The following is a 16,382-nucleotide window of genomic DNA, read 5'->3' as shown; positions in this document are numbered from 1 at the left end:
ATACGCCATGAGCGATGACCATTCTCAAAACAGCGACACCCCCGGTAGTAAAAAGGGATTCTTCTCATTACTGATTAATCAACTGTTTCACGGTGAGCCGCAAAACCGTGATGAATTACTGGAGCTAATCCGGGATTCTGAACAGAATGAGTTGATTGACCAGGATACCCGCGACATGCTGGAAGGCGTGATGGAAATCGCCGAGCAACGGGTACGAGATATTATGATCCCCCGCTCCCAGATGATCACCCTGAAAAAAGAGCAGTCACTCGAAGAGTGCCTGGACGTGATTATTGAGTCTGCACACTCCCGGTTCCCTGTGATCAGTGAAGATAAAGATCATGTGGAAGGTATTCTGATGGCCAAAGATTTACTGCCCTTTATGCGTAGTAATTCTGCTCCGTTCAGTATTGCTGATGTTCTGCGCCCTGTGGTGGTCGTGCCGGAGAGTAAACGTGTCGACCGTATGCTGAAAGAATTCCGCTCACAGCGCTATCATATGGCGATCGTCATCGATGAATTTGGGGGTGTTTCGGGACTGGTGACCATCGAAGATATTCTTGAACTGATCGTCGGCGAAATTGAAGATGAGTACGACGAAGAAAATGACAGCGATATTCGCCAGCTCAGCCGCCATACTTATTCGTTACGGGCCCTGACCCCGATAGAAGACTTTAACGAACTATTTGGTACCAGCTTCAGCGATGAAGAAGTTGATACCATTGGCGGTCTGGTCATGCAAAGCTTTGGCCACCTGCCGGCCAGAGGCGAAAGTATTACCCTGGAAGGTTATCAGTTTAAAGTAGCGATGGCTGACCGACGTCGGATCCTGCAGGTTCATGTAAAAATTCCAGACGATGCGACTACACCTCAACCGGAAGATGAATAACAGCCTATGACGGCATTGAATCAGTTACTCCGGCAACAGAAAATGCGCTTGTTGCTGGCTTTACTTACGGGTGCCGTTGGCACCCTGGCGTTCTCTCCTTATGATTTCTGGCCTGCGGCTCTGTTATCCCTTACGGGACTGCAGGCATTAACGCTGAAACGCTCCACTCCACAGGCGCTGGCCATTGGCTTTGTCTGGGGTATGGGTCTGTTTGGTTCAGGAGTTAACTGGGTATATGTCAGCATAGCGACCTTTGGCGGCATGCCAGGCCCTGTGAACGTCTTCCTTGTCGTGTTGCTGGCGGCCTGGCTGTCTCTGTTTCCGATGCTATTCAGCGCCGTGCTGAACCGGTTTTGGCCTGCAGCAAGTCTGACTCGCCTGGTTCTGGCTGCACCCGCATTATGGCAGGTGACTGAATTTTTACGTGGCTGGGTCCTGACCGGATTCCCGTGGCTGCAGTTCGGTTACAGCCAGATAGAGGGTCCTCTGAAAGGTCTGGCACCTATCGCCGGGGTTGAGAGTATCACTCTGGTATTAATGGTCATCGCCGGGCTGATTACCTATAGCCTGGTACAGAGAAAGCTGCGGACGTTGCTGGTTGCCGTAGCTATCCTGATTATTGGCTGGCCGTTGCGCTATCTGCAGTGGTATCAGCCACAATACGACCGCAAGGTTTCGGTCGCGTTAGTTCAGGGCAATATTCCCCAGTCGATGAAATGGGACCCTCAACAACTACAGTCCACACTCAACACATATCTGCGCCTGACCCGTCCGCTGCTGGGTAGTGCTAAAATTATCATCTGGCCGGAATCTGCCATCACAGACCTTGAGACCAATCAACAGCCCTTCCTGACTCAGTTGGATCAGGTACTGCGCAATCACGGAAGTACACTGGCAACCGGTATTGTTGATTCAAGATTGCAGTCGGATAACCGTTACCATGATTACAACAGTGTTGTCGTGTTGGGTAATCCACAGCCTTACAGTTATCAGAGCCAGGATCGTTATCAGAAAAATCATCTGGTACCCTTTGGCGAATTTGTTCCCATGGCCAGCCTGCTCAGGCCATTGGCTCCATTTTTCGATTTACCGATGTCCGGTTTCAGTCGTGGAAAGTATGTTCAACCCCCCTTAAATCTTGATGGTTATCAGCTAACCACTGCCATCTGTTACGAAATCGTCCTCGGTGAACATGTCAGAGATAACTTCCGTCCCGATACAGATTTTCTGCTGACGGTGTCTAATGATGCATGGTTTGGTCACTCCATCGGTCCATGGCAACATCTGCAAATGGCAAGAATGCGCGCACTGGAACTTGGCAGGCCTTTACTAAGAGATACTAATAACGGTGTCACCGCTATAGTTGACGCACAGGGTAATATTACCCGGGAAATCCCACAATTTAGTGAAGGTGTCCTGCAGGCTGAAGTGACCCCGACACGGGGGATTACCCCTTACGCCCGTACCGGTAATCTGACCGTCTGGCTGATTTCGGCATTCGCTGTCGTTGCTGCACTAGTCTTGCGCCGCCGACGTTAAACTAACTGCCGGAGCCTGACTCCGGCAGTTATCCTCGGTTTGCTCCTGTCCGTTCTGGTTCCCGGAAATCTTCTCTCTTATTACCCACCTCATCTGCTCTCTTCGTTGTACCTGAATTGATTGTTTTTACTGCCTCACTGATGGCATACATATTGCTTAATGATTAGCGATGCTTAGAAACATACTGAAATAGCCCGGCAAGGCGCAATTCGCACCAATATTGTGCAAACACTGACACCTGATGGTTAATTATGCAGATTATTGTTCAGATTGCGTTCGGCGTCTCAGTTAAGAAACAATAGTGTTTCATTTAATTAACAATCAACTAAGGTAAAACTGTAACCAGTTACAGCAAACTCACTCAATCATCTATTTCTGCCTCCCGCTGGCTGAAAGCGGGAGACAAAAGGAGCCCGGATATGAAATTACGGAAACTGGCCCTTGGCCTTGCGATCACTGGTATTCTGTCTGGTGTGGTATATGCCGCGGATGCCCCCTCAGCCCAATCCCCGACGCTCGATAAAATTGCTAAAAATGGCGTCGTCGTAGTAGGCCACCGCGAGTCATCTGTGCCCTTTTCTTACTACGATAATCAACAGAAAGTCGTGGGGTATTCACAGGATTATTCCAACGCCATTGTCGACGCGATTAAAAAGAAACTGAATAAACCCGATCTGACGGTAAAAATGTTACCAATAACCTCACAGAACCGTATCCCGTTGCTGCAAAACGGAACCTATGATTTTGAATGTGGTTCAACGACTAACAACCTGGAACGGCAAAAGCAGGCTGATTTCTCGGATACTATTTTCGTCGTGGGTACTCGACTGCTGGTTAAAAAAGGCAGCCCGATTAAAGATTTCCCCGATCTGAAAGGTAAAACGGTGGTGGTGACTTCAGGAACTACTTCAGAAATTCTGCTGAATAAACTTAATGATGAGAAAAAAATGGGGATGCGGATCATCAGTGCCAAAGATCATGGCGATTCGTTCCGTACTCTGGAGACAGGCCGCGCCGTCGCGTTTATGATGGATGATGCGTTACTGGCAGGTGAACGAGCCAAGGCTAAAAAACCTGCAGACTGGGTGATCGTCGGTACCCCACAATCCCATGAAGCCTATGGTTGTATGCTGCGCAAAAATGATCCTGACTTTAAACAACTGATGGACAGCACCATTGCTCAGGCACAGACCTCTGGTGAAGCCGCCAAATGGTATGATCGCTGGTTCAAACAGCCTATTCCGCCAAAAAATATGATTATGAACTTCGACATGTCTGAAGACATGAAAGCGTTGTTTAAATCGCCTAATGATAAAGCACTCAACTAACCACAACCCTGAAAGCAATGAAGTGCTTCAGAAATAACTGAGGCTTCTGGCGCTACCGTTCGCACAGCTTAGTGCCAGCGGTGGCGTCAATATGGCTGGGTTCATCAGTCTTCGGGGTAGCCATGCTATCCTTTTTACCGGGAGTTGATTATGGGCACAAACTGGAACTGGGGCATATTTTTTGAACAGGCCCCGTTCGGCAATACCACTTATCTGGGTTGGTTATGGTCCGGTTTCCAGGTCACGATTGCTGTCTCGTTATGTGCATGGGTGGTAGCATTTCTGGTCGGTTCGCTGTTTGGAATTTTGCGTACCCTGCCGAATCGCTTTTTTTCAGCCATCGGAGCCTGCTATGTCGAACTGTTTCGTAACATTCCACTGATCGTTCAGTTTTTCTTCTGGTATCTGGTCGCTCCGGAACTGGTGGGGGAAAACCTCGGGATGTGGTTTAAATCTGAACTCGACCCAAATATTCAGTTTTTCATCAGTTCCGTGATTTGCCTGGGGCTGTTTACTGCGGCCCGTGTGTGTGAGCAGGTCAGGACCGCTATCCAGTCACTGCCGCGTGGTCAGAAAAATGCCAGTATGGCTCTGGGTATGACACTCCCACAGTGCTACCGCTACGTGTTATTGCCAAATGCTTACCGCATCATCGTCCCGCCAATGACTTCAGAAATGCTCAACCTGGTGAAGAACTCTGCCATTGCCTCGACTATCGGGCTGGTGGATATGGCTGCACAGGCTGGTAAATTGCTGGACTACTCTGCGCACGCCTATGAGTCGTTCACCGCCATTACTGTGGCTTATATCATTATCAATGCTGCCATCATGCTGGTCATGAGTCTGCTGGAACGCAAACTACGCTTACCTGGCCATATAGGGAGTAAATAATGTATTCATTTGACTGGAGCTCCATACCGCCAAGCCTTCCCTTCCTCGCTGACGGAATGATAGTGACGCTTAAAATTACCGTCTGTGCCATCGTCTTCGGCATTCTGTGGGGCACATTACTTGCCGTTATGCGCTTGTCCGGAGTCAGGGTCATTAGCTGGCTGGCGCGACTATATGTCAATCTTTTCAGGGCGGTACCGCTGGTCATGGTGCTGTTATGGTTTTACCTGATAGTTCCCGGGTTTCTGCAATCGGTACTCGGTTTGTCACCGAAAACCGATATCCGGCTGATTTCCGCGATGGTGGCATTTTCGCTGTTTGAAGCCGCCTACTATTCCGAGATCATCCGCGCCGGAATTCAGAGTATTGGCAAGGGGCAGTCCGGTGCAGCACTGGCTTTGGGAATGACCCACTGGCAGGCCATGCGGTTGGTTATTCTGCCCCAGGCTTTCCGTGCCATGGTGCCATTACTGCTCACCCAGGGGATAGTACTGTTTCAGGATACTTCCCTGGTTTATGTCCTCAGCCTGGCTGACTTCTTCCGTACCGCCTCCACCATCGGCGATCGGGATGGTACCCAGGTAGAAATGATACTGTTTGCCGGTCTGGTCTACTTTGTTATCAGTCTGAGCATTTCGCTGCTGGTCAGTTATATGAAAAAGAGAAGGGCCGTCTGATGATTAACCTGAAAAATGTTTCTAAATGGTATGGTCACTTTCAGGTGCTGACAGACTGCACCACGGAAGTTAAAAAAGGTGAGGTTGTGGTGGTGTGCGGCCCGTCAGGGTCGGGAAAATCAACACTGATCAAAACAGTGAATGGTCTGGAGCCGGTTCAGCAGGGAAGTATTCTGGTCAACGGTACTGAAGTCAATGATCGGAAAACTAATCTGGCGAAACTGCGCAGTAAAGTCGGCATGGTATTCCAACACTTTGAACTGTTTCCGCATCTGAGTATTGTCGATAACCTGACGCTGGCTCAGGTGAAAGTCCTGGGCAGAAATAAAACAGAAGCCCGGGAGAAAGGACTGAAACTCCTGGCCAGGGTTGGGCTGGCAGCTCATGCAGAGAAATTTCCCGGACAGTTATCTGGTGGACAACAACAAAGGGTGGCAATAGCCAGAGCACTTTGTATGGATCCCATCGCCATGTTGTTTGATGAACCCACATCGGCACTGGACCCGGAGATGATTAATGAAGTGCTGGACGTCATGGTAGAACTGGCCAATGAAGGCATGACAATGATGGTAGTCACCCATGAAATGGGTTTTGCCCGTAAGGTAGCAAACCGGGTCATTTTTATGGATGAGGGAAAAATTGTCGAGGATTCTGATAAGGATGCATTTTTTAATCATCCCGCCTCAGACCGGGCCAAAGATTTCCTGGCGAAAATAATTCACTAATCTTCAGTTCCGGCATTTCACTGCAGCGGCGGTGAAATGCCGTTATTACTGGCACAGCAATCGCTTTTTGCTTACTGATGTTGTTCTTCCGCCCTGAAATACTCCGTTTTCCAACGCGGTCCTTCTCCGGTTTACCGGATAAATCTCCTCCCGAAGTCATGCGGGTGTTGTTGCGCACCGGGCTTATGGGTATGCTATGCGGATCGTAGAAAAATCACTGCAGTTAGCTTCGCGCAATTCAACAAGGACCACAGGCTGCCATGCAAGAGCAATACCGCCCGGAAGAGATAGAATCTAAAGTCCAGAAACACTGGCACGATCAGGAAACCTTTAAAGTCACTGAACAGGAAGGGAAAGAGAAGTACTACTGCCTGTCAATGTTACCCTATCCTTCTGGTCGTCTACACATGGGACACGTGCGTAACTACACTATCGGTGATGTTATTGCCCGTTATCAGCGACTGCTCGGAAAAAATGTTCTGCAGCCGATAGGCTGGGATGCTTTCGGTCTGCCTGCGGAAGGTGCTGCGGTGAAAAACAATACCGCCCCTGCCCCATGGACCTACGAAAATATTGCCTACATGAAAAACCAGCTGAAACTGCTGGGTTTTGGTTATGACTGGAGCCGTGAACTGGCCACCTGTCAGCCGGAATATTACCGCTGGGAACAGTGGTTCTTCACCAAATTATTCGAGAAAGGCCTGGTCTACAAAAAAACCTCTGCGGTGAACTGGTGCCCGAATGACCAGACCGTACTGGCGAACGAACAGGTTATCGAAGGCTGTTGCTGGCGTTGTGATACCAAAGTTGAACGTAAAGAAATCCCGCAATGGTTCATTAAAATTACTGCCTACGCAGAAGAGCTGTTAAATGACCTGGATACGCTGGAAGGCTGGCCTGAACAGGTTAAAACCATGCAGCGCAACTGGATCGGTCGTTCCGAAGGGGTTGAAATCACCTTTGATGTCGCGGACAGCCGCGAAACACTGACCGTTTATACTACCCGTCCGGACACTTTTATGGGGGCGACTTATGTGGCAGTCGCCGCCGGACACCCACTGGCGCAGCAGGCAGCGGTGAATAACCCGGACCTGACAGCATTTATTGATGAATGCCGGAATACCAAAGTTGCCGAAGCTGACATGGCAACCATGGAGAAGAAAGGTCACCCGACCGGGACGTTTGTGGTTCACCCGCTGACCGGTGAAAAATTACCGCTATGGGTCGCTAACTTTGTCCTGATGGAATATGGCACCGGTGCGGTGATGGCAGTACCTGGCCATGACCAGCGTGACTGGGAATTTGCCCATAAATATGACCTGCCAATCAAAGCGGTGATCCTCAACGAAGATGGCAGTGAACCGGACATTTCTGAAGCAGCAATGACCAGCAAAGGAACTCTGTTTAATTCTGCACAGTTCGATGGTCTCTCTTATCAAGACGGTTTTAATGCCATTGCCGATGCTCTGGCAGCCAAAGGTGTAGGCGAACGTAAAGTCAACTACCGTCTGCGTGACTGGGGTGTTTCCCGCCAGCGCTACTGGGGTGCGCCGATCCCGATGGTGACCCTGGAAGACGGTACCGTTATCCCGACACCTGAAGACCAGCTGCCGGTCATTCTGCCGGAAGATGTCGAAATGAATGGTATCACCAGTCCGATCAAAGCCGATCCTGAGTGGGCGAAAACCACCGTCAACGGTCAGCCGGCGCTGCGCGAAACAGATACCTTCGATACCTTTATGGAATCCTCATGGTACTACGCACGCTACACCTGTGCTGATTATGATAAAGGAATGCTGGACCCGGCGGCGGCTAACTACTGGCTGCCGGTGGATCAGTATGTAGGCGGTATCGAGCATGCCATCATGCACCTGATGTATTTCCGCTTCTTCCACAAGTTATTACGTGATGCAGGTCTGGTGAATTCCAGTGAACCAGCCAAACGCCTGTTATGTCAGGGAATGGTTCTGGCTGATGCCTTCTACTACACCGGTGCCAGCGGAGAGCGTAACTGGGTTTCCCCGGTCGATGTCTCAGTGGTACGCGATGACAAAGGCCGGATTACCAGTGCAACAGACAAAGACGGGCGTGAAGTGACTTACGCCGGTATGAGTAAGATGTCAAAATCTAAAAATAACGGTATTGACCCACAACTGATGGTTGAGCGCTACGGTGCTGATACCGTACGTCTGTTTATGATGTTTGCTTCTCCGGCAGATATGACTTTGGAATGGCAGGAGTCCGGAGTTGAAGGCGCTAACCGCTTCCTGAAACGTGTCTGGAAACTGGTTTACGATCACAGCAGTAAAGGCAGCGCTCCTGCTCTGCAGGCTGATGTACTCAACGAAGACCAGAAGGCACTGCGTCGCGATGTTCATAAAACTATTGCGAAAGTATCGGATGATATTGGCCGTCGTCAGACATTTAACACCGCCATTGCTGCTATCATGGAACTGATGAATAAATTGCTGAAGGCGCCTCAGGATACCGATCAGGATCGGGCACTGATGCAGGAGGCGTTGGATTCTGTGGTCCGGTTACTGTATCCATTCACTCCACATGCCTGCTTTGAATTATGGCAGACACTGGGTCACACAGACACTATCGATAATGCCGAATGGCCGGTCGCTGACGAGAGTGCCATGGTTGAAGACTCCTTACTGGTGGTGGTTCAGGTGAATGGTAAAGTTCGTGGCAAAATTACAGTCCCGGTCACCGCAACCCAGGAACAGGTTCAGGCACTGGCTGCTAAAGAACATCTTGTGGCAAAATATCTGGAAGGCGTGACTGTACGTAAAGTTATTTACGTTCCGGGTAAACTGCTTAACCTGGTTGTAGGTTAAGCGCAGGAGGCAATGTGCGACAATTTTTTTCAACCCTGATACTTGCGGTGGCTGTGTTGGCCACCGCAGGCTGTGGTTTTCATACCCGCGGGACAACACAGATCCCGAAGGAAATGCAGACCATGATTTTAACCAGTAATGATCCCTATGGCCCTCTGGCCAGAACCGTGCGTCAGGAATTACGGTTAAATGCGATTACTCTGGTTGATGATAGTGCTGACCGACGTAATAGCATTCCGTCATTACGTCTTGAGGCAGAAAATACCGGTCGCTCTACTGCCTCTGTCTTCATTGATGGTACCGCTGCAGAGTATCAGCTGCACCTGACCGTGACAGCACAGGTCCTGTTACCGGGTAAAGGAATCTATCCATTGAGTACTACGGTTTACCGGACTTTCTTTGATAACTCCGGGGTTCCGCTGGCGAAGGATTCTGAGCAGGACATGATTTATCAGGAAATGCGGGTGCGGGCTGCTGAGCAGCTGGTTCGGCAGTTAATCGCGGTACACGCGGCACAGCTCAACACAGCAGAAACTTTGCCAGCCCCGGAAACGATCACATCGCACTCCGGGCAGCAGAGTGATACTGCAGGTTCCGCGACCTCACAATGATGATCAGGATTTACCCTGAACAACTCGCCGCGCAACTCTCTGAGGGATTGCGCGGCAGTTATTTTCTGTGTGGCAATGATCCCTTACTCCGTCAGGAGAGCCACGATGCCATTATCGCGGCTGCCCGACAGCATCAGTTTCTCGAAAATCTCAGATTCAGTGTGGACAACCACACTGACTGGGATGCCCTTTTTACTGCCTGCCAGTCCCTTAGCCTGTTCACCCAGCGTCAGACACTGACACTTGAAATGCCGGAAAATGGCCCGGCCACGGCGCTGGCCACCCGGCTGGTACAACTGGCCGAAATGCTGCACAGCGATCTGATACTGATTGTTCATCTGAATAAGCTCTCGAAGGCTCAGGAAAACAGCCAGTGGTTTAAGGCCCTGTCCGGCAACGGAGTCATGGTTCCCTGCACAACCCCGGAACAGGCGCAACTGCCACGTTGGGTGAGCCAGCGTTGTACTGCACTCGGGCTGTCAGTGGACCCACAGGCCATCAATTTATTGTGTTACTGCTATGAGGGAAATCTACTGGCGCTTTCACAGGCACTGGAGCGTCTATCTTTATTGTGGCCGGAAGGTCAGCTCACCTTGCCCAGAGTCGAGCAGGCAGTCAATGATGCCGCTCACTTTTCCCCGTATCATTGGGTGGATGCGATCCTTGGTGGAAAAAGTAAACGGGCGTTGCATATTTTACAGCAACTGCAAAAAGAAGCTGTCGAACCCGTCATTCTGCTAAGGACATTACAGCGCGAAGTCATGACACTGCTTCGTTTACAGCAGGACCAGGGCTCTCAGCCGGTTCGTCAACTGATGGACCAGCACCGTATCTGGCAAAACCGTAGGCCGCTGTTTAGTGCAGCCCTCCAACGGCTGAATAAAGCACGGCTTCATCAGTCAATTCGTCTGCTGGCAGCTATCGAACTGATGATCAAACAGGATTTCGGTAGTGATGTCTGGCCGGCACTCAGCACTCTGACGCTGCAACTCTCCCTTGACCAAAGTTCACCGGCACTTGATCATGTCTGAACTTCATGCGCTGTTTGGTGGCACCTTCGATCCTGTTCATTATGGTCATCTGCATGCGGTGGAAGCTCTGGCCGCTGATACCGGGTTGCATAAAGTCACATTGCTGCCGAACAATCTGCCGCCTCACCGGCCGCAGCCGGATGCCAGTGCTGAACAACGTCTTGCGATGCTGCGTTGTGCCATAGCTGACTTACCCTTATTTGAGATTGATGACCGGGAATTGCGGCGCGATGAACCATCCCGGACAGTCACCACTCTGGAAATGTTACGTGCCGAACGCGGAGCCACACAGCCCCTGGCTTTTATTATTGGTCAGGACTCTTTGCTGACTCTGAATACCTGGCACCGCTGGCAGGAACTGACATCATTATGCCACTTGCTGGTTTGCCGTCGTCCTGGCTATCAGCACCCCCCTGAATCTGCTGAACTACAGCACTGGATCAACCAGCATCTGACCCATGATGTACAACAATTACATCAGCAACCTTCCGGACTGATCCTGCTGGCGGATACTCCGCTATACTCAATATCAGCGACCGAAATTCGTCAACGTCGTCATGCAGGTCTTTCCTGTGCGGATTTATTACCGCAACCGGTGATAAACTACATCGAACAGGCTGGCTTATATCGCGATTGATTGTGGCATGCTATACTGCGCCGCTTCAAATTCAGCCGGTCGGCAGAAACGACGGGCATTCTGTTTTGTCAGTTCATCACGAGGGGAACCTTTTGCAAGGCCAGACACTCCAATCCTTTGTTATCGATAAAGTCGATGACCTTAAAGCTCAGGATATCATAGCTATTGATGTCCGGGGTAAATCCAGCATCACCGATTGTATGGTTATCTGTACCGGTACCTCCAACCGTCACGTAGTGTCCATTGCTGATCACCTGGTCCAGGAATCACGTGCAGCCGGAGTCAGCCCGCTGGGCACCGATGGTAAAGAGAGCGGTGACTGGGTGGTTGTCGATCTCGGTGAAGTTATTGTCCATGTGATGCAGGAAGAAAGCCGCCAGTTATACGAACTGGAAAAACTCTGGGGCTGATGGGTGAAACTGCAACTTGTCGCCGTCGGCACTAAAATGCCTGACTGGGTCCAGACCGGATTTATGGATTATCTGCGCCGTTTCCCCAAAGATATGCCGTTTGAACTGACTGAAGTTCCTGCCGGTAAACGGGGTAAAAATGCAGATATTAAACGCATTCTGGAAAAAGAAGGCGATGCAATGCTGGCTGCTGTCGGAAAAGGTAACCGGATTGTCACTCTTGATATCCCGGGGCACCCCTGGGAAACCCCACAGCTGGCACAGCAACTGGAGCGCTGGAAACAGGACGGTCGGGATGTCAGCCTGCTCATCGGCGGGCCGGAAGGACTGGCTCCGGCCTGTAAAGCTGCCGCCGAACAAAGCTGGTCTTTATCAGCACTTACACTCCCTCACCCGCTGGTGCGTGTTCTGGTCGCAGAAAGCCTCTACCGGGCGTGGAGTATTACTACCAACCACCCTTATCACCGCGAATAGCCCGATAAGGTAACTTCCGGACTGACAGGCCGCGGATGAATTTAACCAGAAGTGCTTTCAGGGATTACAGTGCCGAACAACAATTGTTCGCCAGACGGGCGTTAATTGCTTTTCTCGGTATTTTTATGCTGAGTGCGATTCTGGCGTTTAATCTCTGGCATCTGCAAATTCTGCATTTTGATGATTACAGTACCCGGTCGAATCAGAACCGTATTAAACTGGTACCGGTTGCCCCCAGCAGGGGAATCATTTACGACCGGAACAAAATTCCGCTGGCAGTCAACCGGACCATCTACCAGGCTGAACTGGTTCCTGAAAAAGTGGCTAATCTGTCACAAACTTTACGTGAGTTACAGGCGGTCCTGAATTTAAGCCAGGAAGATCTTGATGCATTTGAAAAAGAGCGTAAACGTTCCCGGCGTTTTACCTCTATCCCGCTGAAAAGTAATCTTAACGATTTGCAGATAGCCCGTTTTTCCGTCAATCAGTATCGTTATCCCGGGGTTGAAATTAAAGGGTATCAGCGGCGCTATTATCCTTATGGTGCCACCCTAACCCATGTCGTGGGATACGTTTCAAAAATCAATGATCGTGACGTCCAGCGGCTCGATCAGGAAGGGAAAACCGGTAACTATGCGGCGACTCATGATATCGGAAAACTGGGTATTGAGAGTTACTACGAAGACACGCTGCACGGGAAAACAGGTTATGAAGAAGTCGAGGTCAATAATCGTGGCAGGGTAATTCGTCAGCTAAATCAGGAACCACCCGTTGCTGGTCACGATATCTACCTGAGCCTGGACCTGAAACTACAACAATATATTGAAACGTTGTTACAGGGCAGTCGTGCCGCGGTGGTCGTGACCGATCCCCGCAACGGCGAAATACTCGCGATGGTTTCAAACCCGAGTTACGATGCCAACCTGTTTGTTAACGGTATTTCGGCTACCGACTACAAAGGACTCCTGACCGATCAGAACCGTCCCTTGTACAACAGGGCCATCCAGGCCGCCTATCCGCCAGCCTCTACGGTAAAACCTTATGTCGCTGTTTCAGCATTATCCGCAGGTGTAATTAATCGTAACACCTCATTATTCGATCCTGGCTGGTGGCAACTGCCGGGCTCCGATAAACGCTATCGTGACTGGAAAAAATGGGGTCATGGCCGGCTAAATGTCACGAAATCTCTTGAAGAATCTGCAGATACTTTTTTCTATCAGGTCGCCTATGATATGGGGATCGACCGGTTGTCAGAATGGATGCAGAAATTCGGTTACGGTTCCCGTACCGGGGTTGATTTACCCCAGGAAAGTGCCGGCAATATGCCGACCCGTGAATGGAAGTTACGCCGCTATAAAAAACCCTGGTACCAGGGAGATACCATTCCGGTGGGGATAGGACAAGGCTACTGGACAGCCACACCGTTGCAGATGAATAAGGCATTAATGACACTGATTAATGATGGCGTGGTCAAAGTTCCTCATTTTCTGGTCGCTGAAAGCCGCGGCTCCGAAATTATTCCATTCCGACCGGCTGAGGCGGGTCGCGTCGGTGAAATCGATTCGGGTTACTGGGAAATTGCCAAAGATGGCATGTATGGCGTCGCGAACCGGCCAAATGGCACGGCGCGTAAAAGTTTTGACAATGCTCCGTACAAAATCGCGGCCAAATCGGGCACCGCCCAGGTTTTTGGTCTTAAAGAGAATGAAACCTACAATGCCCACCGGATTGCAGAACGACTCAGGGACCATAAGCTTATGACAGCCTTTGCTCCTTACGATAATCCACGGGTTGCTGTCACTATGATTTTAGAAAACGGCGGTGCGGGTGCCGCAGTCGGCACCATTATGCGACAGATTTTGGATCACATTATGCTGGGAGACAACAACACAGATCTCCCGCAGGCTGCACCGCTTCCTCCAGGTTACGAAGGTGAGTAAATATGTCTTTGAGTGATAGTCCGCAGAAGAATTCGATCTGGACCCGTATCCATATCGATCCTCTGTTCGTACTGATAATTTTTGCCCTGCTCACCTATAGCGGATTTGTGATCTGGAGCGCCAGTGGTCAGGATCCCGGGATGATGGAACGTAAGCTGGGCCAGATAGCTATGGGAGTGACCCTGATGCTGGTACTGGCCCAGGTTCCGCCACGTGTTTATGAAAGCTGGGCGCCCTACCTGTATATCCTGAGTATTATCCTGCTGGTGGCTGTCGATGCTTTTGGACATATCAGTAAAGGGGCGCAGCGCTGGCTTGACCTTGGTTTTATTCGTTTCCAACCTTCTGAGATAGCCAAAATCGCGGTTCCTCTGATGGTAGCCCGGTTTATCAACCGGGATGTCTGTCCGCCGACACTCAAAAATACCGCATTAGCATTGATACTGATTTTTTTACCGACTTTGCTGGTGGCCGCTCAGCCCGACCTCGGTACGGCTATTCTGATCGCAGCTTCAGGGCTGTTTGTACTGTTCCTGTCTGGAATGAGCTGGAAACTGATTGCCATTGCGCTAATACTGGTTGCTGCCTTTATCCCTATTCTCTGGTTCTTTCTGATGCACGACTATCAGCGTGACCGGGTGATGATGTTGCTCAATCCTGAAAGTGATCCGCTGGGGGCTGGATACCATATTATTCAGTCAAAAATTGCTATTGGATCAGGCGGCCTTCACGGTAAAGGCTGGTTGCACGGCACACAGTCACAACTTGAGTTTTTGCCTGAACGACACACTGACTTCATTTTTGCGGTACTGGCAGAAGAACTGGGGCTGGTCGGTGTACTGGCATTACTGGCACTGTATCTGTTATTAATTATGCGCGGGCTGGTGATTGCAGCCAAAGCACAAACAACCTTTGGTCGTGTGCTGTCGGGTGGCATCATGCTGATATTATTTGTCTATGTCTTTGTTAATATTGGTATGGTAAGTGGTATTTTGCCGGTTGTAGGTGTTCCGCTACCGTTAATCAGCTACGGCGGTTCAGCACTGATTGTATTAATGGCAGGATTTGGCATCGTAATGTCGATCCATACTCATCGAAAAATGTTATCAAAAAGCGTTTAAGAGGCGATACATGCGTAAGGAATTGCTGATCAGTATTGGACTGGCATCGTTAGTGTTGGCGGGGTGTTCCGGCAACCAGGAGCAACAGTATGCGGCTCCTCCTCAACCCGCCTGGACTGGCCCTGTGGTCGAAATTCCGGGGGTACAGCCAAAGTATGAAGCATTAATCCCATCGGCTAATCAGGATTATAAGGTCAATGGTTCCAGTTATACCGTAGTAAAAGATACCTCTAATTTTAGCCAGGTCGGCCTTGCCAGCTCTTATGGTCAGGAGTCTGCCGGAAATACCACAGCCTCCGGAGAACCCTTTGATCCTAATGCTTACACTGCGGCCTCCCCTGTCCTGCCAATTCCCAGCTATGCCCGGGTAACTAACCTGGCTAACGGTCGCCAACTGGTGGTTCGAATTAATGACCGGGGTCCTTTTGTCCAGGGGAGAATCATTGACCTGTCTTCATCTTCTGCTAACCGTCTGAATATCTCTGACAACACCCGCGTGCGTGTCGATCCCATTATCGTGTCGCCGGACGGAACGTTATCCGGCCCGGGCACCGTGGGAACTAAAGTCGCTATCCAGAGTTATGATCTGCCGGCACGACCAAATCTTGACAGCCCGATGCCATCCGCCCCTGCCATAAGTGGCAGCAGTACTGCATTGCCTGAAACAGCACCTGCGGCAGAAAATAGTGATGCTCAGAATAACGTAATGCCAGTGTCTAACAGTACCCTGCAAACGAATAATAGTATGGGTGCGCCGGTACACAGCAATGGCTTCCTTGGTGCACCACAACCCTTGGCCAGTGGTGTTCTGGAATCCGACACCCCGGCGGCTCCGGCTACTGCCGCAGCACCAGCCCATACGGCACCACAATCAGAAGCGGCTGCAGAAGCAGCAGCGGTAACAGCACCAGACCCCGGTCCCGTCTTTTCACCTGTACCTGCAGCCAAAACCCCGGCAGCTAAAGCCCCTGCGGTTGCTGCCGGCAAAGGTCATGGATTTGTGGTTCAGGTGGCAGCTATCAATGATCAGCAACGTGCAACACAACTGGCCCAAAAACTGGGGCAGCGTTTTGGCGTTACCGGCCGTACTGAAGTCGTCAACGGAAATGTCTACCGTGTTCAGTTGGGCGGTTATACCGATCGCAAGCAAGCCGTCGCGTTACAGCAACGGTTAGCAAGTGAGCAAATCGCTTCATTTGTGACCACCGCACATTAATTTTCCCTTTACTGCGTGTAAAAGCATAAACTTAAGTAAAGCAGGATGCC

The 16,382-nt window shown here is 50.5% G+C and carries 15 protein-coding genes; all 15 read left to right on the top strand.

From position 1 onward, the window contains the following. The first annotated feature begins 7 nt into the window (after positions 1-7). The 15 genes from corC to rlpA all read left to right on the top strand — a co-directional run bounded on the left by corC (position 8) and on the right by rlpA (position 16,332). Positions 8-889, top strand: a complete 882-nt coding sequence (gene corC, locus HA49_RS15250; RefSeq protein ID WP_038019101.1) for a CNNM family magnesium/cobalt transport protein CorC — start codon at positions 8-10, stop codon at positions 887-889. Positions 890-895: 6 nt separating this feature from the next. Further along, complete coding sequence (lnt, locus tag HA49_RS15245) at positions 896-2,428, top strand: apolipoprotein N-acyltransferase (protein WP_038019098.1); 1,533 nt, start codon at positions 896-898, stop codon at positions 2,426-2,428. A 419-nt stretch (positions 2,429-2,847) separates the two neighbouring features. After that, complete coding sequence (locus HA49_RS15240; RefSeq protein ID WP_038019095.1) at positions 2,848-3,756, top strand: amino acid ABC transporter substrate-binding protein; 909 nt, start codon at positions 2,848-2,850, stop codon at positions 3,754-3,756. Positions 3,757-3,906: 150 nt separating this feature from the next. Continuing rightward, positions 3,907-4,647 (top strand): amino acid ABC transporter permease, encoded by a 741-nt coding sequence (locus HA49_RS15235; RefSeq protein WP_038019093.1) that lies wholly within the window; start codon positions 3,907-3,909, stop codon positions 4,645-4,647. Further along, the gene (gene gltK / locus HA49_RS15230) at positions 4,647-5,324 is read left to right on the top strand and encodes a glutamate/aspartate ABC transporter permease GltK (protein ID WP_038019091.1); all 678 of its coding nucleotides are present in this window, start codon (positions 4,647-4,649) and stop codon (positions 5,322-5,324) included. Before HA49_RS15235 ends, gltK begins: the two co-directional genes overlap by 1 nt. Then, positions 5,324-6,049: an amino acid ABC transporter ATP-binding protein gene (locus tag HA49_RS15225; RefSeq protein WP_038019089.1), complete on the top strand. Its 726-nt coding sequence runs from the start codon at positions 5,324-5,326 to the stop codon at positions 6,047-6,049. The genes gltK and HA49_RS15225 overlap by 1 nt, the downstream gene beginning before the upstream one ends. A gap of 260 nt (positions 6,050-6,309) precedes the next feature. Beyond that, on the top strand, positions 6,310-8,892 hold the full coding sequence (gene leuS / locus HA49_RS15220) for a leucine--tRNA ligase (RefSeq protein WP_038019087.1): 2,583 nt from the start codon (positions 6,310-6,312) through the stop codon (positions 8,890-8,892). 14 nt (positions 8,893-8,906) lie between these two features. Next, positions 8,907-9,503 (top strand): LPS assembly lipoprotein LptE, encoded by a 597-nt coding sequence (gene lptE, locus HA49_RS15215; protein ID WP_038019085.1) that lies wholly within the window; start codon positions 8,907-8,909, stop codon positions 9,501-9,503. Continuing rightward, the gene (gene holA, locus HA49_RS15210; RefSeq protein ID WP_038019513.1) at positions 9,503-10,534 is read left to right on the top strand and encodes a DNA polymerase III subunit delta; all 1,032 of its coding nucleotides are present in this window, start codon (positions 9,503-9,505) and stop codon (positions 10,532-10,534) included. The genes lptE and holA overlap by 1 nt, the downstream gene beginning before the upstream one ends. Continuing rightward, positions 10,527-11,171, top strand: a complete 645-nt coding sequence (gene nadD / locus HA49_RS15205; protein ID WP_038019083.1) for a nicotinate-nucleotide adenylyltransferase — start codon at positions 10,527-10,529, stop codon at positions 11,169-11,171. The genes holA and nadD overlap by 8 nt, the downstream gene beginning before the upstream one ends. A 92-nt stretch (positions 11,172-11,263) precedes the next feature. After that, complete coding sequence (rsfS, locus tag HA49_RS15200) at positions 11,264-11,581, top strand: ribosome silencing factor (RefSeq protein ID WP_038019511.1); 318 nt, start codon at positions 11,264-11,266, stop codon at positions 11,579-11,581. A gap of 3 nt (positions 11,582-11,584) precedes the next feature. Beyond that, positions 11,585-12,055, top strand: a complete 471-nt coding sequence (rlmH, locus tag HA49_RS15195) for a 23S rRNA (pseudouridine(1915)-N(3))-methyltransferase RlmH (protein ID WP_038019080.1) — start codon at positions 11,585-11,587, stop codon at positions 12,053-12,055. A gap of 35 nt (positions 12,056-12,090) precedes the next feature. Next, positions 12,091-13,995 carry a peptidoglycan DD-transpeptidase MrdA gene (gene mrdA / locus HA49_RS15190; protein ID WP_038019075.1) on the top strand — a complete coding sequence of 635 codons (1,905 nt, stop codon included), beginning with the start codon at positions 12,091-12,093 and terminating at the stop codon, positions 13,993-13,995. A gap of 2 nt (positions 13,996-13,997) precedes the next feature. Further along, a complete protein-coding gene (gene mrdB / locus HA49_RS15185; RefSeq protein WP_414716486.1) occupies positions 13,998-15,116 on the top strand; it encodes a peptidoglycan glycosyltransferase MrdB in 1,119 nt (372 codons plus the stop codon). Positions 15,117-15,126: 10 nt separating this feature from the next. Further along, the gene (rlpA, locus tag HA49_RS15180; protein ID WP_038019072.1) at positions 15,127-16,332 is read left to right on the top strand and encodes an endolytic peptidoglycan transglycosylase RlpA; all 1,206 of its coding nucleotides are present in this window, start codon (positions 15,127-15,129) and stop codon (positions 16,330-16,332) included. The last annotated feature ends 50 nt before the right edge of the window (positions 16,333-16,382 follow it).

It is taken from the genome of Tatumella morbirosei (genome assembly GCF_000757425.2).
GTDB classification, from domain to species: domain Bacteria; phylum Pseudomonadota; class Gammaproteobacteria; order Enterobacterales; family Enterobacteriaceae; genus Tatumella; species Tatumella morbirosei.
The sequence above is the reverse complement of the archived record's forward strand: the minus strand, read 5'-3'. Positions and strand labels throughout refer to the sequence as shown.